Annotated in this window: 18 protein-coding genes; 11 read left to right on the top strand and 7 right to left on the bottom strand. The window is 61.8% G+C overall.

Annotation, left to right across the window (positions count from 1 at the left end; all coding sequences use genetic code 11):
• Window positions 1-91: 91 nt before the first annotated feature.
• Together V6607_RS31980 and V6607_RS31975 are read right to left on the bottom strand one after the other, a co-directional pair.
• Window positions 92-1,654 carry a phospholipase D family protein gene (locus V6607_RS31980; protein WP_003208738.1) on the bottom strand — a complete coding sequence of 521 codons (1,563 nt, stop codon included), beginning with the start codon at window positions 1,652-1,654 and terminating at the stop codon, window positions 92-94.
• 62 nt (window positions 1,655-1,716) lie between these two features.
• Window positions 1,717-3,141, bottom strand: coding sequence for a PLP-dependent aminotransferase family protein (locus V6607_RS31975; RefSeq protein ID WP_008439421.1), 1,425 nt, complete (start codon window positions 3,139-3,141; stop codon window positions 1,717-1,719).
• 165 nt (window positions 3,142-3,306) lie between these two features.
• On the opposite strand from V6607_RS31975, the gene V6607_RS31970 reads away from it, so the two are divergent.
• A complete protein-coding gene (locus V6607_RS31970; protein WP_023659297.1) occupies window positions 3,307-3,543 on the top strand; it encodes a DUF1127 domain-containing protein in 237 nt (78 codons plus the stop codon).
• 1 nt (window position 3,544) lies between these two features.
• Here the strand turns inward: V6607_RS31970 and V6607_RS31965 are convergent, their stop codons facing one another.
• Entirely contained in the window at window positions 3,545-4,837 is a 1,293-nt protein-coding gene (locus V6607_RS31965) for an FAD-binding oxidoreductase (RefSeq protein ID WP_134327523.1), read from the bottom strand.
• Between the two features lie 115 nt (window positions 4,838-4,952).
• On the opposite strand from V6607_RS31965, the gene V6607_RS31960 reads away from it, so the two are divergent.
• Window positions 4,953-5,306, top strand: a complete 354-nt coding sequence (locus tag V6607_RS31960) for a YkgJ family cysteine cluster protein (RefSeq protein WP_003208747.1) — start codon at window positions 4,953-4,955, stop codon at window positions 5,304-5,306.
• A gap of 38 nt (window positions 5,307-5,344) precedes the next feature.
• On the opposite strand, the gene V6607_RS31955 is transcribed toward V6607_RS31960, so the two are convergent.
• A complete protein-coding gene (locus tag V6607_RS31955; RefSeq protein WP_003206849.1) occupies window positions 5,345-5,833 on the bottom strand; it encodes an Lrp/AsnC ligand binding domain-containing protein in 489 nt (162 codons plus the stop codon).
• A 156-nt stretch (window positions 5,834-5,989) separates the two neighbouring features.
• Between V6607_RS31955 and dadA the strand changes: the two genes are divergently transcribed.
• The 6 genes from dadA to V6607_RS31925 all read left to right on the top strand — a co-directional run bounded on the left by dadA (window position 5,990) and on the right by V6607_RS31925 (window position 12,095).
• Complete coding sequence (gene dadA, locus V6607_RS31950; RefSeq protein WP_003208750.1) at window positions 5,990-7,291, top strand: D-amino acid dehydrogenase; 1,302 nt, start codon at window positions 5,990-5,992, stop codon at window positions 7,289-7,291.
• Window positions 7,263-7,616, top strand: coding sequence for a RidA family protein (locus V6607_RS31945; RefSeq protein ID WP_003208752.1), 354 nt, complete (start codon window positions 7,263-7,265; stop codon window positions 7,614-7,616). Before dadA ends, V6607_RS31945 begins: the two co-directional genes overlap by 29 nt.
• A gap of 80 nt (window positions 7,617-7,696) precedes the next feature.
• Window positions 7,697-8,773 carry an alanine racemase gene (gene alr, locus V6607_RS31940; protein WP_003208753.1) on the top strand — a complete coding sequence of 359 codons (1,077 nt, stop codon included), beginning with the start codon at window positions 7,697-7,699 and terminating at the stop codon, window positions 8,771-8,773.
• A gap of 116 nt (window positions 8,774-8,889) precedes the next feature.
• Window positions 8,890-9,438: a cupin domain-containing protein gene (locus V6607_RS31935; RefSeq protein ID WP_003208755.1), complete on the top strand. Its 549-nt coding sequence runs from the start codon at window positions 8,890-8,892 to the stop codon at window positions 9,436-9,438.
• Between the two features lie 182 nt (window positions 9,439-9,620).
• Window positions 9,621-10,037 carry a c-type cytochrome gene (locus V6607_RS31930; RefSeq protein ID WP_003208757.1) on the top strand — a complete coding sequence of 139 codons (417 nt, stop codon included), beginning with the start codon at window positions 9,621-9,623 and terminating at the stop codon, window positions 10,035-10,037.
• Between the two features lie 135 nt (window positions 10,038-10,172).
• The gene (locus tag V6607_RS31925; RefSeq protein ID WP_003208758.1) at window positions 10,173-12,095 is read left to right on the top strand and encodes an acetyl-CoA hydrolase/transferase C-terminal domain-containing protein; all 1,923 of its coding nucleotides are present in this window, start codon (window positions 10,173-10,175) and stop codon (window positions 12,093-12,095) included.
• A 130-nt stretch (window positions 12,096-12,225) separates the two neighbouring features.
• Here V6607_RS31925 and V6607_RS31920 read toward each other — a convergent pair whose 3' ends face one another.
• Both V6607_RS31920 and rep read right to left on the bottom strand, forming a co-directional pair.
• Window positions 12,226-12,798, bottom strand: coding sequence for a xanthine phosphoribosyltransferase (locus tag V6607_RS31920; protein ID WP_008439415.1), 573 nt, complete (start codon window positions 12,796-12,798; stop codon window positions 12,226-12,228).
• A 57-nt stretch (window positions 12,799-12,855) separates the two neighbouring features.
• Window positions 12,856-14,865 carry a DNA helicase Rep gene (gene rep, locus V6607_RS31915; RefSeq protein ID WP_008439414.1) on the bottom strand — a complete coding sequence of 670 codons (2,010 nt, stop codon included), beginning with the start codon at window positions 14,863-14,865 and terminating at the stop codon, window positions 12,856-12,858.
• A gap of 267 nt (window positions 14,866-15,132) precedes the next feature.
• On the opposite strand from rep, the gene V6607_RS31910 reads away from it, so the two are divergent.
• Window positions 15,133-16,803 carry a bifunctional diguanylate cyclase/phosphodiesterase gene (locus V6607_RS31910; RefSeq protein ID WP_008439412.1) on the top strand — a complete coding sequence of 557 codons (1,671 nt, stop codon included), beginning with the start codon at window positions 15,133-15,135 and terminating at the stop codon, window positions 16,801-16,803.
• A gap of 128 nt (window positions 16,804-16,931) precedes the next feature.
• Here V6607_RS31910 and V6607_RS31905 read toward each other — a convergent pair whose 3' ends face one another.
• Window positions 16,932-18,335: a NorM family multidrug efflux MATE transporter gene (locus tag V6607_RS31905; RefSeq protein WP_338742747.1), complete on the bottom strand. Its 1,404-nt coding sequence runs from the start codon at window positions 18,333-18,335 to the stop codon at window positions 16,932-16,934.
• Window positions 18,336-18,487: 152 nt separating this feature from the next.
• Here V6607_RS31905 and V6607_RS31900 point away from each other — a divergent pair, with 152 nt between their 5' ends.
• Window positions 18,488-19,408 carry a LysR substrate-binding domain-containing protein gene (locus tag V6607_RS31900; protein ID WP_003208769.1) on the top strand — a complete coding sequence of 307 codons (921 nt, stop codon included), beginning with the start codon at window positions 18,488-18,490 and terminating at the stop codon, window positions 19,406-19,408.
• Between the two features lie 178 nt (window positions 19,409-19,586).
• Entirely contained in the window at window positions 19,587-21,563 is a 1,977-nt protein-coding gene (locus V6607_RS31895) for a methyl-accepting chemotaxis protein (RefSeq protein ID WP_008439409.1), read from the top strand.
• Window positions 21,564-21,587: the final 24 nt, after the last annotated feature.

Here is a 21,587-nt window from a genome sequence, read left to right as displayed (position 1 = left end):
TGCCCGCGATGGCGGAGTGTCAGCACCGGATACGTAAACTGACACTCCGCCATCGCAGGCAAGCCAGCTCCCACAGGTCCCGTCGCTGTTCTTAAAGCATGCGTTCCAGCCCGACGGATGTGGCAAACCAGGCATTGAACCGGCGCCACCAACTGCCGGGTTCGCGGGTCAGGGTGTGCAGTTGGCCGTTGTCTTCGGTCACCCATACCACCTGGCCATCCTGCAGCTTCGCCTGGTAGCTCAACGGGGGCGCCATGCCCTCCAGTGCCAGGTTGCGCACGTGTTCCGCCAGTTCGGGACTGTCCACCAGCACCCCGACTTCGGTGTTCCACAGCACCGAGCGCGGGTCGAAGTTGAATGAGCCGATGAAGGATTTCTCCCGATCAAAGATGATCGCCTTGCTGTGCAGGCTGGAATCCGAACCGTGGAATGTACCTTTGCGGAACAGATGAGGTCCGCTGCCGCCACCGTCTCCCGGCTGGCGGCGCAACTCGTATAGCTTCACCCCGTGTTCCAGCAGCGCCTTGCGATAGGGCGCATAACCGCCGTGCACGGCCGGTACGTCGGTGGCTTCCAGGGAATTGGTCAGCAGGCTTACCGATACGCCGGCGTCCGCACGCCCGGTCAGGTACACCAGCCCGGGCTGCCCGGGCACGAAGTAAGCCGAAATCATCATCAGCTCATGGCTGACACCTTCCAACTCCGGCGCCAGTTGGGTCGTCAGCAGCAGCCGTGGATCCGGATCGGCCTTGGCCAGCACCTTGCTCGGCGCATCCCACAGTGCCTGGTTCCAGGCCCAGATCAGCTCACGGCGCCAGATGTCCATGCGCGGCTGGGTCTTGTAGGTGCGCAGGCGGTTGTACAGGGCATGGTTTTGTTGGCGAGACTCGGCAAGGGAATCTTCCAGGCGTACGCGGGCACTGGCCAGGTCGCCTTTGGAAGCGCTGCTGACGAAGTCACCAATGGGTTTGCTCAGGGCACTGTTCCAGTACTGATCGAAACTGTGGCCGAGTTGCTCGGCCACCGGGCCCACGCTGAGCATGTCGATATCGGTGAAGTTGAGGTTGGGCTCGGCGTCGAAATACTCATCCCCCAGGTTGCGCCCGCCGACGATGGCCACGCTGTTGTCTGCCAGCCACAGCTTGTTGTGCATGCGCCGGTGTTGCAGCGACAGGTCGAACAGCCGCGCCATGGCCCGCGTCACGCCGGTGCTGCGGCCCAGGTGCAGCGGGTTGAACAGGCGAATCTGGATCTGCGGGTGGGCGGCGAGGGTGGCGATGATCTGGTCCAGGCCGTCGCTGGTGGTGTCGTCCAGCAGGATGCGCACGCGCACGCCACGGTCGGCGGCCTTGAGCAGTTCATCCACGAGCATGCGGGTGCTGATGCCGTCGTGGACGATGTAGTACTGCAAGTCGAGGCTGGTCTGGGCGTTGCGGATCAGTTCGGCGCGGGCCATGAAGGCTTCGCTGCTGTTGGGCAGCAGGCGGAACCCGGAGCGGCCTTTGTAGGGAGCGGCCTGGGCCTGGATCGAGCGGCCGAAGGAAGATTCGCTGGCCGGCAGCGCCTCGCTGGGTGTGCGTGGCGCGTCGATGGTGGCGCAGCCGCCCAGGGCCAGGATGCCCAGCAGGAAAAACGGTAATAGCCGGTGGGTCATCAATGACATGGGTTCCGAATCAGGGCGATTGTCGGCATATGACGGCTATTTCCCGTAAAAGGTCAGTCCATCGCTTCGGCCAGCAACCGGATGGCGGTCGCGCCGACCTTGCGTACAGCCTCTTCAATCTGCGGCGTTGGTTTGGCAGCGTAGTTCATGCGCAGGCAGTTCCTGTACTTGCCGGAGGCGGAAAAGATACTTCCCACGGCAATCTGTACACCTTCATCCACCAGCAGCCGGTTGAGTTTCAGGGTATCGAAGCCTTCCGGCAGTTCCACCCACAGCATGAAACTGCCCTGGGGGCGGCTGGCGCGGGTGCCTGCCGGGAAATAGCGGCTGACCCAATCGAGCATCAGGTCGCGATTGCGCTGGTATTGCGTGCGCATCCGCCGCAAATGTGGCTCGAAATGCCCACCTTTCAGAAACTCGGCAATCGCGATCTGCGGCTGGGTCGCGGTGGAGCCGGTGCTGATGTATTTCATGTGCAGCACACGCTCCAGATAGCGACCGGGTGCGACCCAGCCAATCCGCAGGCCGGGTGCGAGGGTCTTCGAGAAAGAGCTGCACAGTACGACGCGGCCATCTTCGTCGAAGGACTTGATGGTGCGTGGCCGCGGGTAGCTGTAGGCCAGTTCGCCATACACGTCGTCTTCGATGATCGCCACGTCAAAGCGCTGGGCCAGGGTCAGCAGTGCGCGTTTGCGCGACTCCGGCATGATGTAGCCCAGTGGGTTGTTGCAGTTGGGGGTCAACTGTATGACTTTGATCGGCCATTGTTCCAGTGCCAGTTCCAGCGCTTCCAGGCTGATACCGGTGAGTGGGTCGGTGGGGATTTCCAGGGCTTTCATGCCCAGGCCCTTCAGGGTTTGCATGGCGCCGTGGAAGCTTGGCGAGTCGACGGCAACGATGTCGCCGGGCTCGCAAATGGCGTGGATGCTGGCGGACAGGGCCTCGTGGCAGCCGGTGGTGATCACCAGGTCCTGGGGCGTCAGTTGGCAGCCTGAATCGAGCATCAGGCGGGCAATCTGTTCACGCAGGTCCAGGTTGCCGTGGATAGTGTCGTAATACAGCCCCGGCATGTCCTGGCGCCGACTGATCCGGGCGAGGCTGCGTAGCAGGGGTTTCATGGTCGGCGACAATACATCCGGCATGCCCCGGCCCAACTGTATGGCGTCTTTGCGTGGCACCGCGCGGATCAGCTCCAGCACTTGGTCCCACTGGGAAATTTCCACCGGGCGCTGGGCCGGGCGGCCTACGGCGGGCAATGCCGGCAAGTCGCGGCCCACCGGTACGAAGTAGCCGGATTTGGGTTTGGGCATCGCCAGGCCGTTGTCTTCCAGTACGCGGTAGGCCTGCTGCACGGTGCTCAGGCTGACCCCATGCTCCACACTCAAGGCCCGAACTGACGGCAATCTGTCGCCCGGGCGATAGAAGCCCTGCTCGATGCGCGTGCCCAACAGTTCGGCGAGGTTGACGTATAGGGTCATGGCGGTGCTTCCCGGTTACCAGTACAGATAGGCCGAAAATACAGGATTCAGCGGCCGATAGGCAGTATCTGTATGGATTTAATACAGGGTGGTTGAATCTGTCATGGTTTTACGCGCCGGCTCATCCTACGTACTCATGGCAACACGTTAATGAGGGGCAGGAAAATGAGCGGTATGAGCGATGTGCGGTTGGCGTTACACAGTCAGGAACTGGAAGCCGGGCAGGAGCGGCGCATGGCGGCGCGTACCAAGGCCCCCACACTCAGTTCATGGGCGTTGTTCTGGCACCGCATGCATACGCGCAAAACCTTGCTGGAGCTGACCCCCGAGCAACTGCGAGACGTGGGCCTGAGTGCCGAGCAGGCGCGCCGGGAAGGCTTGAAGCCCTTCTGGCGCGGCTGATTCAGACCAGTTCTTTCAATCGGTGCCAGAGCATTCCCAGCGCCAGCAGCGGCGAGCGCAAATGCTTGCCGCCCGGGAAAGTGATGTGCGGCACCTTGGCAAACAGATCAAAGCGCCCGCTTTGCTGGCCGCTGATGGCTTCGCCCAACAGCTTGCCTGCCAGGTGGGTGGCGTTGAGGCCATGGCCGGCATAGGCCTGGGCGAAATACACATTGGGCTGGTCGGCCAGTCGGCCAATCTGCGGCAGGCGGTTGGCGCCAATGCCGATCATCCCGCCCCACTGGTAGTCGATTTTCACGTTGGCCAGTTGTGGGAACACCTGCAGCATTTTCGGACGCATATAGGCACCGATGTCCTTCGGATCCCGTCCGGAGTAATGGCAGGCACCGCCGAACAGCAAGCGTCGGTCGGCGGACAGCCGGAAGTAATCCACCGTCACCCGCTGGTCACACACCGCCATGTTTTGCGGCAGCAACTCGGCTGCCTGGACTTCGCTCAAGGGCTCGGTGGCGATGATGTAGCTGCCGGCGGGCAGCACCTTGCCGCTCAGATGCGGGTTGAGGCCGTTCAAATAAGCATTGCAGCCCAGCACCAGGGTCTTGGCGCGCACATTGCCCTGGGCGGTATGAACGTTGACCTCCGGGCCGTAATCGATCCGCACCGCCTCGGAATGCTCGAACAACTGGACGCCCAACTGCTGTGCAGCGGCTGCCTCGCCGAGAGCCAGGTTCAGCGGGTGCAGGTGGCCGGAGCCCATGTCGATCATGCCGCCAACATAGCGGTTGGAACCGATCACGCTGCGCATTTCGCCCGCTTGCAGCAGGCGCACTTCGTGGCGATAACCGAGGCTTCGCAGCTCTTCGGCGTCGGCGGCCAGGTGTTCCAGGTCGCGGGGTTTGTTGGCCAGGTCGCAGTAGCCCCAGGTCAGGTCGCAGGCGATCTGCGAACGCTCGACCCGCTGGCGCACGATTTCCACGGCTTCCAGGCCCATCAATTTCATCTGGCGCACGCCCTCGGTGCCGATGACGTTGGTGAACTGATCCAGGCCATGACCGACGCCACGAATCAGTTGCCCGCCATTACGCCCGCTGGCGCCCCAGGCAATCTTGCGGGCTTCCAGCAGGACCACGCTGAAACCCCGTTCGGCCAGTTCCAGAGCGGTGTTGAGCCCCGAAAAGCCGCCGCCGACCACGCACACATCGGCCACGATTTCACCTGTCAGCACCGGATAATCAGGCTGCGGGAAACTGCTTGCGGCGTAGTAGGAATTGGCGTGCCGGGCGCTGGCGGTCATGGGGAGCATCCCTGTTTGGAAAATTTGACGCAGGATACAGCGGTCGGGCGAAGCTGTCTCACCGGGGGCTTTTAGGGCAGAATCCACGCCTATTCGCCGTTCGGTCCCTGTGTCGATGAGTTGCAACAGTCAGAAAGTCAACGCGCTGCGCCGGCAGATTCCCTCGTTCGAGTGTGTCCCGGGTTGCCACGACTGCTGTGGGCCGGTGACCACGTCCCCCGAGGAAATGTCGCGCCTGCCGCGCAAGACCGCTGCCGAGCAGGAAGCGGCGATGGACGAACTCAACTGCGTGCACCTTGGCCCCAATGGCTGCACCGTGTACGACGAGCGCCCGCTGATTTGCCGCTTGTTCGGCACCACGCCGACCTTGCCATGCCCCAACGACCGCCGCCCGGTGGAGTTGATCCACCCACGGGTGGAAAAGCAGATTCATGCGTACATGGCGTCGACGCGTCAGGTATTGGTCTAGCGGATGTCCCCGCTCCCACATTGGCCTGTGGTGCTGTCTTAATCCGGGATCGGCAGGTTCAGGCTCTCTTTCACCTCTTCCATCACGATATAGCTCTTGGACTCCCGTACGTGGGGCAGCTTGAGCAGGATATCGCCGAGCAATTTGCGGTACGACGCCATCTCCGAAATGCGCGCCTTCACCAGATAGTCGAAATCCCCCGACACCAGGTGGCACTCCAGCACGTGGGGCAGTTTCAGCACGGCGCGTCGGAATTCTTCAAAGGTGTCGCCGGACTTGTAGTCGAGGCTGATCTCGACAAACACCAGCAGGCTGCCCTTCAGATGCTGCGGGTTGAGCCGGGCGTTGTAGCCCATGATGATCCCTTCGCGCTCCAGGCGCCGGACCCGCTCGGTGCACGGCGTGGTCGACAGCCCGACCTTTTCCCCCAGTTCAGTAAACGAAATTCGCCCGTCGGCCTGCAGGATGCGCAGGATGTTGCGGTCGATCTTGTCCAGCTCCCGCTTGGTCTGAGTGTTGGTCCGCATAGGGGATGCTCCTCCGTGAAAAGGGTTTTTGCCGAGAATTGTCGCCAAATATAGGCAGTTATATAGTGAAATGCACTGGTGATTGCTTTTTATACTGCCCACATCTTTGTGCTGAACAACAAACGTCAGCGGTCAAGCCGTGATGAGGGAATAAAAATGCGCGTTCTGGTCTTGGGTAGCGGTGTCATTGGCGTGGCCAGTGCCTACTATTTGGCACGAGCTGGTTTTGAAGTGGTCGTGGTCGACCGTCAGCCGGCTGTGGCCATGGAGACCAGTTTCGCCAACGCCGGGCAGATCTCGCCGGGCTACGCCTCGCCATGGGCTGCGCCGGGTGTGCCGCTCAAGGCTATCAAATGGTTGCTGGAGCGCCATGCGCCCCTGGCGATCAAGGCCACCGCCGATATCGACCAGTACCTGTGGATGGCGCAAATGCTGCGTAACTGCACCGCCAGCCGTTATGCGGTGAACAAGGAGCGCATGGTGCGCCTGTCCGAATACAGCCGCGATTGCATCGACGAGCTGCGTGCCGAGACCGGCATCGCCTACGAAGGGCGCACTTTGGGGACTACCCAACTGTTCCGTACGCAGGCTCAGCTGGACGGTGCTGCCAAGGACATCGCGGTATTGAAAGAGTCCGGTGTGCCTTACGAGCTGCTGGACCGCGCCGGGATTGCCCGCGTCGAGCCGGCCCTGGCGAGCGTCACCGATATTCTTGCCGGTGCCCTGCGCCTGCCGAACGACCAAACCGGCGACTGTCAGATGTTTACCACCCGCCTTGCCGACATGTGCAAGCAACTGGGTGTCGAATTCCGCTTCGAGCAAGATATCCAGCGCCTGGACTACGCCGGTGACCGGATCAACGGCGTGTGGATCGACGGCAAGCTGGAAACTGCCGACCGCTACGTGCTGGCCCTCGGCAGCTACTCGCCGAAATTGCTCAAGCCGCTGGGAATCAAGGCGCCGGTGTACCCGCTCAAGGGTTACTCGATGACCGTGCCGATCACCAACCCGGCGATGGCCCCGACCTCGACCATTCTCGATGAGACCTACAAGGTCGCGATCACCCGTTTCGACAACCGTATTCGCGTCGGTGGCATGGCTGAGATAGCCGGTTTTGACCTGTCGCTGAACCCGCGTCGGCGGGAAACCCTGGAGATGATCGTCAACGACCTTTATCCTCAGGGCGGTGATTTGAGCCAGGCCAGTTTCTGGACCGGCCTGCGCCCGACCACCCCGGACGGCACGCCGATCGTGGGTGCAACCCCGTTCAAAAACCTGTTCCTGAACACCGGCCACGGCACCCTCGGTTGGACCATGGCCTGTGGCTCTGGTCGTTTGCTGGCCGACCTGATGGCGAAGAAAACCCCGCAAATCAGTGCCGAAGGCCTCGATATTTCCCGTTATGGCAACCACCAGGAGTCTGCAAAACATGTCAATCCAGCGCCAGCTCACCAATGAGCGCATGAGCCAGATCGTTGTTCACAGCGGTACCGTGTATCTGGCAGGGCAGGTCGGCGACGACATGAGTGCCGGGATTGAACAGCAGACCCGCGAAACCCTCGTCAATATTGAGCGTTTGCTGGACCTGGCCGGTACCGACAAGACCAAGCTGCTGTCGGTGACCATCTACCTGAAAGACATTGACGCCGATTTCGCCGGGATGAACGCGGTATGGGACAAGTGGCTGCCAAAAGGCGTCGCGCCGGCCCGTGCCACGGTTGAAGCGAAACTCTGCGAACCGGAAATCCTGGTGGAGCTGTCGGTTGTGGCCGCTCTGCCGTAAGCAAAAAATCCTCTCCCGGTGCCTGCGTTGTCAGCGGGTACCGGTTTTTTCTTCCCACCGCCGCCTAGAAGCCTGCCGCCATGCGTCCTGCCCGTGCCCTGATCGACCTCCAAGCCCTGCGCCATAACTACCAACTGGCCCGTGAAGTCACGGGTGGGGCCAAGGCCCTCGCCGTGATCAAGGCGGATGCCTACGGCCACGGTGCCGTGCGTGTTGCCCAGGCGCTGGAAGCCGAGGCGGACGGGTTTGCCGTGGCCTGCATCGAGGAAGCGCTGGAGCTGCGGGCCGCCGGGATTCGCGGGCCGGTGCTGTTGCTCGAAGGTTTTTTCGAAGCCGACGAGCTGCCGCTGATCATCGAGCATGATTTCTGGTGCGTGGTGCATTCGCTGTGGCAGCTGGACGCGATTGAACAGGCGCAACTCAGCAAGCCGCTGACCGTCTGGCTCAAGCTTGATTCGGGCATGCACCGCGTTGGCTTGCACCCCAAGGATTATCACGACGCTTACCAGCGCCTGCTGGCCAGCGGCAAAGTCGCGAAGATCGTGCTGATGAGCCACTTCGCCCGCGCCGATGAGCTGGACAGCACCAGCAGCGAAGAGCAAGTAGCGGTGTTTGAAGCGGCGCGCCAGGGCTTGTCGGCCCAGGTCAGCCTGCGCAACTCGCCGTCGGTGCTGGGCTGGCCGAACGTTTCCAGTGACTGGGTACGCCCGGGCATCATGCTCTACGGCGCCACGCCGTTTGGCGAAGGCCAGGCCATCGCCGCGCGTTTGCAGCCGGTGATGACCCTCGAATCGAAAGTCATCTGCGTACGTGAACTGCCGGCCGGCGAACCTGTGGGCTACGGCGCCAGGTTCATTACCCCGAAACCGATGCGCATCGGGGTAGTTGCCATGGGCTACGCCGACGGCTACCCGCGCCACGCACCCACCGGCACCCCGGTGCTGGTGGCCGGCCAGCGCAGCCAGTTGCTGGGCCGTGTGTCGATGGACATGCTGTGTGTCGACCTGACCGACGTGCCCCAGGCCGGGCTCGGTTCCACCGTCGAATTGTGGGGCAAAAACATCCTCGCCAGTGACGTTGCCACCGCCGCCGACACCATTCCGTACCAGATCTTCTGCAACCTGCGCCGAGTGCCACGGCTCTATTCCGGCGCTTGAGCGGCACCCACGAATGGCAGATCCCGGGATTTAGGCCAAAGTGTTGTAAATACTGAACGCTGTCGCCATGATAACGCTCAATTACAACAACGCCTGAATCCTAGGAGGCTCCTGCATTGGACGTCGGCGAACGACTGCAATCCATCCGTAAACTGAAAGGTCTTTCCCAGCGTGAGCTAGCCAAGCGCGCGGGCGTCACCAACAGCACCATTTCGATGATCGAAAAAAACAGTGTCAGCCCCTCCATCAGCTCCTTGCGCAAGGTGCTGGGCGGCATTCCCATGTCGATGGTGGAGTTCTTTTCCGAGGAGATCCTCCAGGAAAAACCGACCCAGATCGTCTATAAAGCCAATGAGCTGATCGATATCTCCGACGGCGCCGTCACCATGAAACTGGTGGGCCGCGCGCACCCGAGCCGGGCGATTGCGTTCCTCAACGAGATCTACCCGCCAGGTGCTGATACCGGCGAAGAGATGCTCACCCACGAGGGCGAGGAAACCGGGATCCTGGTGGAAGGTCGCCTGGAGCTGGTGGTCGGCCTTGAAACTTTTGTGCTCGAAGCCGGCGATAGCTACTACTTTGAAAGCACCAAGCCGCACCGTTTTCGCAATCCGTTCGAAGTGCCGGCGCGACTAATCAGCGCAGCCACACCCGCGAACTTTTAAGAAAAGAGGCGTCCTGCCTATGTCGCAGAGACGCCCGTAGCAGCATTCTGTCTTGCTGAATCTCCCCTTGGTTAATAGGGTTGTTTCGGCGGGGCGGGCTAACCGTTATACTTTCGCCGCCTGCGAAACCGTGGCCGCAGGCGTGAATAGCCACCATTGAGGGTGAACGCGTGAACCTAATTATGAAAATGCTGGCTGCACCAGCAACCGTACTGGCCCTATGGGCTGTCAGCGCTCAAGCTGCGACCAATGATGAAATTGCCAAGCGCCTGGAGCCTGTAGGCCAGGTGTGCGTCCAGGGGCAAGAGTGCAAGGGGATGGAAGTGGCAGTGGCTGCGGGCGGCGGCGGCGGTGCGAAATCGCCGGATGACGTAATCGCCAAGCACTGCAACGCTTGCCACGGTACCGGCCTGTTGGGCGCACCGAAAATCGGTGACACCGCCGCCTGGAAAGACCGCGCGGACCATCAGGGTGGCCTCGATGGCCTGCTGGCCAAGGCCATTACCGGTCTGAACGCCATGCCGCCAAAAGGCACCTGCGCCGATTGCTCGGATGCCGAGCTTAAAGGCGCGATCGAGAAGATGTCGGGTCTGAAATAAACCGATCTTCGCCAAAAGAGCCGCTGACCAGCGGCTTTTTTGTGCCCGCGATTTGCCTTTTGAGGCTGTTCTTTGCAGCAAAGACCCGGCAAGCTCGGTCCAACCCCAATTCATGGAATGTTCGGGAGAAGTCGGATGGTGCAGTTGTGTTCAATCGAGCAAGCAGTCGACGACGTACTGGCACGGCTGCCGGCGCATATTCACATGGGCATGCCCCTGGGCCTGGGCAAACCCAACCTGTTCGTCAACGCGCTGTACCGGCGTATCGCCAAGTTGCCGGACCGGGCGCTGACCATCTACACAGCCCTGGCCCTGGGTCGCCCTACCTTGGGCGATGGTTTGCAGAAGCGCTTTCTCGAGCCCTTTATCGAACGGGTCTTCGGTGACTATCCCGAGCTGGACTTCCTCGCCGCACTGCGCAAGGACAGCCTGCCGTCGAACATTCACGTGCAGCAGTTCTTCATGCAGCCCGGCAGTTTGCTTCACAGCCTTTCGGCGCAGCAGGATTACGTCAGCAGCAACTACAGCCACGCTGCCCGTGATATCAATGCCGCCGGCCTGAACCTCGTCGCGCAATTGGTGGCCAGCAGCGCCGAACATCCGGATCGCCTGAGCCTGAGCTGCAACCCCGACATCACCCTCGACCTGTTGCCGATGATCGCCAAGCGCCGCGAGGCCGGTGAAACCATCCTGGTGGTGGGCCAGGTTCACAGTGATTTGCCCTACATGCCCGGCGACGCCGAGCTGGGCATGGATGAGTTCGACTTCCTGATCGACGAGAAGGACAGCACCACGCTGTTCTCCACCCCGAACATGCCGGTGGGTTTCCAGGATCACTTTATCGGTTTGCACGCCAGCACCCTGGTGCGCGACGGCGGCACCTTGCAGATCGGCATCGGCTCCATGGGCGATGCACTGACTGCGGCCTTGCTGGCGCGCCAGGCCGATAACGAGGCGTATCGCCTGTTGCTCACCGACCTGGATGTGTACCAATGGGCACCGCTGATCAGCCACGAAGGAGGAGTCGCGCCGTTTGCCCGTGGGCTGTACGGTTGCAGCGAAATGTTCGTCAATGGCCTGCTGGTGCTGGCCGATGCCGGGATTGTGCGGCGCAAGGTATACCCGGACGTCGCGACCCAGGAGCGGGCCAACGCCGGCACCCTGGACGAAGCGGCACAGACCGACGGCATCTCTGTGCATGGCGGCTTCTTCCTCGGGCCTCGTAGCTTTTACGAGCGTTTGCGGGACTTGCCACAGAGCAAGCGCCTGGAATTCAACATGACCCGCATCAGCTACATCAACGAGCTGTACGGCCAGGAAGAACTCAAGCGTTTGCAGCGCCTGGATGCGCGCTTCATCAACAGCGCGTTTACCGTGACCCTGTTGGGCGCGGGCGTGGCCGACCAGTTGGAAGATGGCCGCGTGCTCAGCGGTGTTGGCGGGCAATACAACTTTGTCGCCCAGGGCCATGCGCTGGAAGGCGCGCGCTCGATCCTGATCCTGCGCAGCTGGCGCGAATCGGGCGGCGAGGTCAGTTCCAATATCGTCTGGGAATACGGGCACTGTACGATTCCCCGGCACCTGCGAGACATCGTCATCACCGAATACGGCATCGCGGATTTACGTGGGCAGACCGATGCCAGGGTAATCGAGGCGCTGCTGAATATCACCGACTCACGGTTCCAGGAAGATTTGATCGAACAGGCGCAGAAGGCCGGGAAGTTGCCGAAGGATTTCCAGCTGGATCCGCGGTTTGCCGACAACACGCCGGAGCGTCTGCAGGGGATTCAGGCGCGGCATCCACGGCTGTTCCCGGAGTATCCGCTCGGCAGTGACTTCACGGATGAAGAGCGGGATTTGTTGCGGGCGTTGAACTGGCTCAAGAGCAAATTCAAGCTGACGGAGATTCTGGAGCTGGGCAAGGCGGCGCTGGATGCACCGGAGCCGGAAGCGTTTCCCGAGCATTTGGTACGGATGCGACTGGATAAGCCGGAGGGGTTGAAGGAGGACTTGTATCAGCGCCTGTTGCTAGCGGGCCTACAAGCTACCGCGCACTAACAAACACAGGAGATCAAATGTGGGAGCGGGCTTGCTCGCGAAAGCGGTGGATCAGTCGACCTATCCGGTGACTAACACACCGCTTTCGCGAGCAAGCCCGCTCCCACATGTTTAACCGTGCCCGCACCGATTACTCGATAAAGGTCACAACCCCACCCGCCAACGACTGCACCCGCGCCAGCGACTCAACCCGGTAACCCTGGGCATCCAGCTCCGCACGGCCACCCTGGAACGACTTCTCGATCACAATCCCCAAACCTGCAACGGTCGCGCCGGCCTGTTTGATGATCGAGATCAGCGCCTGGGACGCCTTACCGTTGGCCAGGAAGTCATCGATGATCAGCACGCGGTCGCTGCTGGTCAGGTGGCGCGGGGAGATCGCCACGGTGCTTTCGGTTTTCTTGGTGAAGGAATACACCGTCGCCGACAGCAGGTTTTCGGTCAGGGTCAGGGACTGTTGCTTGCGGGCGAAAATCACCGGCACGCCGAGGTTCAGGCCGGTCATGATCGCCGGTGCAATGCCCGAGGCTTCGATGGTGACGATCTTGGTGATCCCCGAATCCTTGAACAACGCAGCAAACTCGTCACCGATCAGTTTCATCAGCGCCGGGTCGATCTGGTGGTTCAGAAAGGCGTCGACCTTGAGTACCTGATCGGAAAGCACGATGCCTTCTTCGCGAATTTTCTTGTGCAGTGCTTCCACGAAAGCTTCCTCTGTTGGCGCAACACGCGCCGAAAGTAGATTAAAAAGTAGTCGATTCTAGCGCTTTAACATCGCGCGTATATCCGCCAGTGCGGTGTTGCCGCGAACGGCTTTGACTTCGGTCGGTGTGTCGTCGTTGCCTTCCCAGGCCAGGTCGTCCGGCGGCAGTTCGTCGAGGAACCGGCTGGGGGCACAATCGATGATCTCGCCGTACTGCTTGCGCTTGGCGGCAAAGGTGAAGGCCAGGGTCTGACGCGCGCGGGTAATGCCCACGTAGGCCAGGCGCCGTTCTTCTTCGATGGTGTCGGCTTCGATGCTGGAGCGGTGCGGGAGGATTTCCTCTTCCATGCCCATGATGAACACGTAGGGGAATTCCAGTCCCTTGGACGCATGCAAGGTCATCATCTGCACGCCTTCGGCGCCGTCTTCCTCTTCCTGCTGGCGTTCAAGCATGTCCCGCAGCACCAGCTTGCCGATGGCGTCCTCGACGGTCATCTCGCCTTCTTCGTCCTTCTCCAGGGTATTTTTCAACGCCTCGATCAGGAACCACACGTTGCCCATGCGGTAATCGGCAGCCTTGTCGCTGGAGCTGTTGGTGCGCAGCCAGTTCTCGTAGTCGATGTCCATGACCATGCTGCGCAGGGCGCTGATCGGATCTTCGCCGGCGCACTGCTCGCGCACCTTGTCCATGAAGCGCTTGAAGCGCGCCAGGCGGTCGGTGAAACGAGTGTCGAGGTGCTCGCCCAGGCCGATTTCGTCGGTGGCGGCGTACATCGAGATCTTGCGTTCGGTGGCGTAGTTGCCGAGCTTTTCCAGGGTAGTCGAACCGATTTCCCGGCGTGGGACGTTGATCACCCGCAGGAAGGCGTTGTCGTCGTCCGGGTTCACGATCAGCCGGAAGTAGGCCATCAGGTCTTTCACTTCCTGGCGTCCGAAAAAGCTGTTGCCGCCCGACAGGCGATACGGAATCTGGTGGTGCTGCAGCTTCAGCTCGATCAGCTTGGCCTGGTAGTTGCCGCGGTACAGGATCGCGAAATCGCTGTAGGGCCGGTCGGTACGCAGGTGCAGGGTGAGCAGTTCGACGGCCACGCGCTCGGCTTCGGCGTCTTCGTTGCGGCAGCGGATCACGCGGATCTCGTCGCCGTGGCCCATCTCGCTCCACAGTTGCTTTTCAAACTCGTGGGGGTTGTTGGAGATCAGCACGTTGGCGCAACGCAGGATGCGGCTGGTGGAGCGGTAGTTCTGCTCCAGCATCACCACTTTCAGGGACGGGTAGTCGTCCTTGAGCAGCATCAGGTTTTCCGGGCGGGCGCCGCGCCAGGCGTAGATCGACTGGTCGTCATCGCCTACCACGGTGAACTGGTTGCGCTTGCCGATCAGCAGCTTCACCAGCAGGTATTGGCTGGCGTTGGTGTCCTGGTATTCGTCCACCAGCAGGTAGCGGACTTTGTTCTGCCACTTTTCGAGGATGTCGGCATGTTCCTGGAACAGCTTCACCGGCAGCAGGATCAGGTCGTCGAAGTCCACCGCGTTGAACGCCTTCAGCGTGCGCTGGTAGTGGGTGTAGACAATGGCGGCAGTCTGCTCCTTGGGGTTGCGCGCAGCTTCCAGGGCTTCGGCGGGCAGGATCAGGTCGTTTTTCCACGAGCCGATCATGTTCTTGATCTCGTCGACGCCGTCGTCGCCCGCGTATTCCTTCTGCATGATGTCGGTCATCAGCGCCTTGACGTCTGTCTCGTCAAAGATCGAGAAGCCCGGCTTGTAGCCCAACCGCACGTGCTCCTTGCGGATGATGTTCAGCCCCAGGTTGTGGAAGGTACACACGGTGAGGCCACGGCCTTCGCCACCCTTGAGCAGGGTGCCGACGCGCTCTTTCATTTCCCGCGCCGCCTTGTTGGTAAAGGTCATGGCGACGATGTACTGGGCACGGATGCCACAGCTCTGGATCAGGTGCGCGATCTTGCGGGTGATCACGCTGGTCTTGCCGGAACCGGCACCGGCGAGCACCAATAGAGGGCCGCCGACGTAGTTCACGGCTTCTTGCTGCCGGGGATTGAGTCGGGACATACGAAATTCAGGAGGTCATTGATCAAAAGGGCGGGCATTTTAACAGGCTGGCAAGATTCTGCTGCCTCTGAACGACAGTGTGACGTACCACTCGATCTAAATTTGCCGGTTTTGTTACTTTGCCGCAGGATGTGCAGGGTATTTAGGACTATTGTTCGGTCTAGAGCTGCACAGTGCGCATTTGATAACCCATATCATTGGTCATTATCGGGGCGCACGTCATAATGCCCGCCGCCAACGAAATTTTGCAGAGTCTAGGGAGCTAGCTTGTCTACGCCTGTCGAACCCTTGCGTTTGCTGCTACTGGCCGATGAGCCAGCGTGGGCAGCGTTATTGCGCGAGTGCCTGGCGCCGATGGGCGACGGAGCTGTGCTGATCAGCGCGCCAAACTGGGAGTCTGTGAGCAACCTGTTCGACGACGATCACAGCGCGGTGCTGTTGACCACGGCCAACCTTCAGCCCGGCCCCGGTCGCTGCAGCTTGCCAACGGTATTGCTGTTGGAAGAGGAACCCCTGGTTTCGCCCCTCGGCGTCAGCGACTGGCTGATCCTGAATGCATTGGATGTCGATACATTGCGCCGTTGCCTGCGGCATGTGCGCGAGCGCGGTGTACTGGAAAACACCCTGCAACGCCTGGCCGAACAGGACCCGCTGACCGGTATCGCCAACCGCCAGGGCTTCCAGACCCTGCTGACCGCCCGCCTGGCGGAAAACGAAGGCCGTGGCGTTGCCCTCGGCCACCTCGACCTGGACAACTTCCGTCACGCCAACGACGCCCTCGGCCACCAGGCCGGCGACCGGCTGATCCTGCAAGTGGTCTCGCGGCTCAAGAGCCAGCTGGAGGCCGGCGATCAACTGGCGCGCCTGGGCAGCGACGAATTTGCCCTGCTGATCGACACCCGCCGTGCGCCCCAGCGCGCCGAATGGATGGCCGAGCGCATCGTCGAAGCCATGGCCGAACCCTATTGGGTCGATGGCGAAAGCCTGCTGATCGGTTGCAGCCTCGGCGTGGCCCATGCCCGCGCCAAGGCTGGCGCCGACCCGTTGATGTGGCACGCCCACATCGCCATGCAGCAAGCCAAAAGCACCCAGGGCTGCACCTTTCATATCTTCAACGAACGCATCAACCGCAATGCCCGCAGCCTCGCCGACCTTGAGAGCGAACTGCGCCGGGCGTTGCGCCGTGACGAACTGGAACTGCATTACCAGCCCCGCCTGGACCTCGACGATGGGCATATCGTCGGCCTGGAAGCGCTGGTGCGCTGGCGCCACGGTGAGCGCGGCCTGTTGCCGCCGAGCGAGTTCGTGCCGCTGGCCGAGCAGAGCGGCTTGATCGTGCCGCTGGGCTACTGGGTGATTTCCCGGGCCCTGCGCGACATGCAGGACCTGCGCGAACGCGGGATTGCGCCGTTGCACATGGCGGTCAACCTGTCGTTCCGCCAGTTTCAGGACAGCCAACTGCTCAGCACCCTCAGCCGGCTGATTGCCGAGCGCGGCGTGGAAGCCCAGTGGCTGGAATTTGAGCTGACGGAAACCGCCGTGATGCGCCGCAGCGACCTAGTCAAGCAGACCATGGATGCGCTGGGCCGCCTGGGTGTGCGCTTTTCCCTGGATGACTTTGGCACCGGCTTTTCGTCGTTCGTGCACCTCAACAGCCTGCCGATTGCCTTGCTGAAGATCGACAAGAGCTTTGTCGGCGGCATGGAAGAGCGCGAAGAGAATCGCAAGCTGGTGCACGCCATGATCAACCTGGCTCATAACCTGAACCTGGAAGTGGTCGCCGAGGGCGTGGAAACCGCCGAGCAACTGGCGTTGCTGCGGTTGTTCGGCTGCGATCAGGCCCAGGGCTACCTGATCAGCAAGCCGTTGCCGTTGGCGGAACTGGTGGACTACCTGACATTTGGTGACAGCCAGGAACTGGTGGGCGGCGTGATCTGATGTTGTGAACCCGATCAAAAATGTGGGAGCGGGCTTGCTCGCGAATGCGGTATTTCAGCCAACCAATTCATGGCTGACCCACCGCATTCGCGAGCAAGCCCGCTCCCACATTTGACCGAGTACAGCCGTTACTCCGGCTGCGCGGCTTGAAATCCTTGGTGGGTTTCAGGCTCCTGGCGAATCATCCGCTTCATCTTCCGTTCAAACGCCCAGGTCAGGCTGACTGCCGCGCACGCCAGGCCCAGGGCCAGGCCCCACCAAACGCCCGTCGGCCCCCAGCCGAGATTGAACGCCATCAACCATGCGGCCGGTGCGCCGATCAGCCAGTAGCAGCCCAGCCCGACCAGGAAGGTGGTCTTGGCATCCTTGAGTCCGCGAATACAGCCCATGGCGATGGTCTGCACGCCGTCGAACAGCTCAAACCATGCGGCCACCGCCAGCAGGCTGACGGCGAGGTTGATCACGTCGCGAAACGCCGGGTCATGCTGGTCGAGGAACAAGCTGATCAGTGGGTGCGAGAACAACCACAGCACCGCTGCAAAGCCCAGCATCACCACCGCGCCAAAGCCTATGCCAACTCGCCCGGCCAGCCGCGCTTCCAGCAACTGCCCAGCACCATAATGCTGGCCGATACGCATGGTGATCGCGTACGACATGCCCGCCGGCACCATGAACGCCACCGACACGATCTGCAGGGCGATCTGGTGCGCAGCCAGCTGCGTGCTGCCCATAGTGCCCATGCACAGCGCGGCGAACGCAAAGAGCCCGACTTCCACCGCATAGGTGCCACCAATCGGCAGGCCCAGGCGCCACAGTTCCCGCAGGTAGTGCAGGTTGGGCCGCAGCAAACCCTTGCGCAGCGGATACGCGTCGTAGGCACGGTTGTATTTGATGTACCAGATCAACGCCAACGCCATGCAGTTGGCAACGATGGCGGTGACCAGGCCAATGCCCACCAGCCCGAGTTTCGGCAGGCCGAACATGCCTTCGATCAACGCGTGGTTGAGCAGGTAGTTGATCACCGTGCCGCCCAGGCTGATCACCATCACCGGCGTGGCCTTGCCGATAGCACTGGTGAAGCCGCGCAGGGCCATGAACGTCAGGTAGCCGGGCAGGGCGAACGGCAGGATGGTCAGGAACTGGCCGGCGGACGCGACGTTGGTTTCGGTCTGGCCGAACATCAGCAGCACTGGCTTGAGTTTCCACAGCAGCAAACCAGCCACCAGCGCCATCAACCAGGCCAGCCACAGCCCGGCCTGGGTCAGGCGGGTGGCGCCCTCGATGTCGCCGGCGCCCTGGCGGATCGCGACCAGCGTGCCCACGGCAGCGATCACGCCGATGCAGAAAATCGACACGAACGAATAGCTCGCCGCACCCAGGCCTCCGCCGGCCAGGGCCTCGGGGCTCAGGCGGGCCATCATCAGGGTGTCGGTCAGCACCATCAGCATGTGGGCCAACTGTGAGGCAATCAGCGGCCCTGACAGCCGCAGAATGGCCCAGAGTTCGGTACGTGCCGGATGCCGCATGATCATCACGCTCAAAAAGTCAGGGAAGGGTGGAAGGGTTGATTCTCGGCGCTCACAGCGCATTGCACAAAGGGATAAATCCGATGGTTCGCATGATTAAAACTCATGCCTGAATGATTCTGGTAGGGTTTCGATATTGCGCCGTCGGAGTTTTCGCCATGTCTCGTCGTCTTCCTCCTCTTTACGCCTTGCGCGCGTTTGAAGCTGCGTCCCGCTACAACTCGTTCACCCGGGCGGCGGAAGAGTTGTCGATTACCCAAAGTGCGGTGAGCCGGCACATTCGTACCCTGGAAGAGCATTTCGCCTGCCGCCTGTTCCAGCGCAGCGGCCGCACCTTGCAACTCACCGAGGCAGCGCGCCTGTTGCTGCCGGGCGTGCGTGAAGGCTTTGCGGCCCTGGAGCGCGCCTGCCATACCTTGAATGCCGAGGACGACATCTTGCGCATGAAGGCGCCGTCCACCCTGACCATGCGCTGGCTGCTGGCGCGCCTCAGTCGCTTCCGGCACCTGCAGCCGGGCAATGAAGTGCAACTGACCAGCGCCTGGATGAGCGTCGATGAGGTGGATTTCAACCAGGAACCATTCGATTGCGCGGTGTTGTTGAGCAACGGGCATTTCCCGCCGGACTGGGAAGCCAGCTACCTGTTTCCGGAGTTGCTGATTCCGGTGGGCGCGCCGAACCTGTTGAGCGACGGACCCTGGGACGTTGCACGCCTGGCCTCTGCCGAACTGCTGCACCCGACGCCGGACCGGCGTGACTGGCGCAACTGGCTGGAGCGCATGGGGCTGTCATCCCAGGTTTCGCTCAAGGGCGGGCAGGTGTTCGACACCTTGGAGTTGGGCATGATCGCCGCTGCCCGAGGGTACGGCGTGTCCATGGGCGACTTGCTGATGGTGGCCGAAGACGTGGCCCAGGGCCGCCTGAGCCTGCCATGGCCCACCGCTGTGGCCAGTGGGGAAAATTACTATCTGGTGTGGCCGAAGACCCGGCCGGGTGGCGAGCGTTTGCGACGGCTGGGTGACTTTCTCCAGGGCGAAGTGCAGGCCATGGAATTGCCCCAGGTCGAGCGCCTCGACTGAGTGGATTGCGCACCGGCCAGCAATCGTTTGCGCGATACCCCTGTGATTCGCTCAAGTATTGAGCCTGCCCGCCGAAGTAGGGTTGTTGGAACTACCGTTCTGCAACGTTTCCCCTATTAGAATTTTGCCGAGCAGCGCTATGAGATCAGGATGATCCTGGCCTCGGCCAGGAGCCTTCATGTCTCAACCTCGCGCCCGGATTGCCTCTCAACTGGGGCTTGCCCTCGCCGTGATACTGGCTGTCGTCATCAGCGGCAGCACGGTATTCGCGTTGCGTTCGCTGGATTCCGCCAACCTCGACACCCGCGAGGAGCACCTGGCCAGCGAGGCCCGCTTGCTGGCCGACCAACTCAATACCTTCCACAGCACCTTGCGCGAAAGTACCCAGCGTTTGAGCGGGCTGTTTGAAAAGCGCTTCAGCGCCGGCTTGAGTACGCGCCCTGAGCAACCGGTGACGGTGGCGGGCGTGCAGACGCCGGGCCTGTACCTGGGCGAGGAAGTGCTCAACAACAACTTCGCTGAAGTCGATGAGTTCAAGCAGATGTCCGGCGGCGTGGCGACCTTGTTCGTACGCAGCGGCGAGGACTTTATCCGCGTCAGCACCTCCCTGACCAAGCAGGATGGCAGCCGCGCCATCGGTACGGCGCTGGATCACCAGCATCCGGCCTATCAACGCTTGCTGGGCGGGCAGGGCTACGTTGGCCGTGCGGTATTGTTCGATCGCTCCTACATGACCCAGTACAGCCCGGTGCGGGACGCCAGCGGCAAAGTGATTGCGGTGCTATTTGTCGGCTTCGACTACACCGATGCGCAGAACGCCCAGTTCGACAACCTCAAGCGTTTCCGCATCGGCCAGACCGGTTCCCTGGCGCTGCTGGACGAACAGAAGCACTGGCTGGTACCGCCCGCTGGCGTGCAGGCGCTGGATCAGTCGATTCCGGTGATGCTCGACCTGGCCGCCAAACCTGGAAAAGGCCGTTTCTGGAGCGACAAGAACGAAGACTTCTACAGCGTTGCCGTGCCGTTTGAAGGCGGCCCGTGGTCGGTGGTGGCGAGCATGCCGAAAGCCGAAATTCGCGCGGTGACCTGGTCGGTGGGGATTCGCCTGGCGATCGGCAGCTTGCTCGCGATGCTGCTGGCGGTGGGCGCGGCGGTCTGGTTGCTGCGCAGCAAGTTGCAGCCGTTGGGCGACCTGGTGCGTCAGGCCGAAGCCCTGGGCGCCGGTGATTTGAGCGCACGGCTGAACGTTTCCAGCCATGACGAAATCGGCCAGTTGGCCCGCAGTTTCAACCAGATGGGCGAAGCGCTGTCGACCATGGTGTCGCATATCCGCAAGGCGGCTGAAGACGTGAACAGCCGCGCCCAGGCGTTGTCGGGTTTGTCCGGCGGTGCGTACGAAGGCATGGAGCAACAGTCCGGCGAGATCACCAGCATGGCCGGCGCGGTGGAAGAGTTCAGCGCCACCTCGCTGAATATTGCCGACAACATGGGCAACACCGAGCGCCTGGCCCAGGACAACGCCCAGCAAACCAGGATCGGCCGCACCTCGATGCAGGAAGCGTCGTCGTCCCTGGAACACATCGCCACCGCGCTGAACAGCACGGCCACGGTGATCAACACCCTGGGCCAGCGCTCCCAGGAAATCGGCGGGATCGTCGGGGTGATTACCGCGATTGCCGAACAGACCAACCTGCTGGCGCTCAACGCCGCCATCGAAGCGGCGCGGGCCGGTGAGCAGGGGCGCGGGTTTGCGGTGGTGGCCGATGAAGTGCGCAACCTCGCATCGCGCACTCGTCAGGCCACGGATGAGATTTCCGGGATGATCCAGAGTATCCAGCAGGAAACCGGCAACGCCATCAGCACCATGGAGCAAGGCAACGTGCTGATGCAGGAAGGCCTGGCTCGCAACGCTGACGTCGCCTCTGCGCTGGCGCGGATCGACGAGCAAAGCCGCTCGGCGGGCCAGCAGTTTGCGGCCATTACCACGGCGACCCAGGAGCAGAGCAGCACGGCGACCCTGCTGAGCAGCAACTTGCAGAGCATCGCCCTGGCCAACAGCGAGCAGCGTGAAGTGGTGTCCAACCTGGCGATCACCGCCAAGGAACTGGAGACCCTGGCGGCGGGCTTGCGGCATGAGGTTGACCGGTTTCGTTGATTGACTGTTCGGGCCTCATCGCGG

Origin of the sequence: Pseudomonas sp. KK18 (genome assembly GCF_037094675.1) — a bacterium.
Lineage (GTDB): Bacteria > Pseudomonadota > Gammaproteobacteria > Pseudomonadales > Pseudomonadaceae > Aquipseudomonas.
Note: the sequence above shows the minus strand (reverse complement) of the source record. Positions and strands in the feature narration are given on the sequence as shown.

Bases quoted from the DNA above. Each gene is read 5' to 3' on its own strand.
- alr (WP_003208753.1), top strand. From the start codon at position 7,697: ATGCGTCCTGCCCGTGCCCTGATCGACCTCCAAGCCCTGCGCCATAAC.
- dadA (WP_003208750.1), top strand. From the start codon at position 5,990: ATGCGCGTTCTGGTCTTGGGTAGCGGTGTCATTGGCGTGGCCAGTGCC.
- V6607_RS31905 (WP_338742747.1), bottom strand. From the start codon at position 18,335: ATGATCATGCGGCATCCGGCACGTACCGAACTCTGGGCCATTCTGCGG.
- V6607_RS31965 (WP_134327523.1), bottom strand. From the start codon at position 4,837: ATGACCGCCAGCGCCCGGCACGCCAATTCCTACTACGCCGCAAGCAGT.
- V6607_RS31925 (WP_003208758.1), top strand. From the start codon at position 10,173: ATGGTGCAGTTGTGTTCAATCGAGCAAGCAGTCGACGACGTACTGGCA.
- V6607_RS31980 (WP_003208738.1), bottom strand. From the start codon at position 1,654: ATGACCCACCGGCTATTACCGTTTTTCCTGCTGGGCATCCTGGCCCTG.
- V6607_RS31970 (WP_023659297.1), top strand. From the start codon at position 3,307: ATGAGCGGTATGAGCGATGTGCGGTTGGCGTTACACAGTCAGGAACTG.
- V6607_RS31895 (WP_008439409.1), top strand. From the start codon at position 19,587: ATGTCTCAACCTCGCGCCCGGATTGCCTCTCAACTGGGGCTTGCCCTC.
- V6607_RS31955 (WP_003206849.1), bottom strand. From the start codon at position 5,833: ATGCGGACCAACACTCAGACCAAGCGGGAGCTGGACAAGATCGACCGC.
- rep (WP_008439414.1), bottom strand. From the start codon at position 14,865: ATGTCCCGACTCAATCCCCGGCAGCAAGAAGCCGTGAACTACGTCGGC.
- V6607_RS31900 (WP_003208769.1), top strand. From the start codon at position 18,488: ATGTCTCGTCGTCTTCCTCCTCTTTACGCCTTGCGCGCGTTTGAAGCT.
- V6607_RS31975 (WP_008439421.1), bottom strand. From the start codon at position 3,141: ATGACCCTATACGTCAACCTCGCCGAACTGTTGGGCACGCGCATCGAG.
- V6607_RS31945 (WP_003208752.1), top strand. From the start codon at position 7,263: ATGTCAATCCAGCGCCAGCTCACCAATGAGCGCATGAGCCAGATCGTT.
- V6607_RS31960 (WP_003208747.1), top strand. From the start codon at position 4,953: ATGAGTTGCAACAGTCAGAAAGTCAACGCGCTGCGCCGGCAGATTCCC.
- V6607_RS31930 (WP_003208757.1), top strand. From the start codon at position 9,621: ATGAAAATGCTGGCTGCACCAGCAACCGTACTGGCCCTATGGGCTGTC.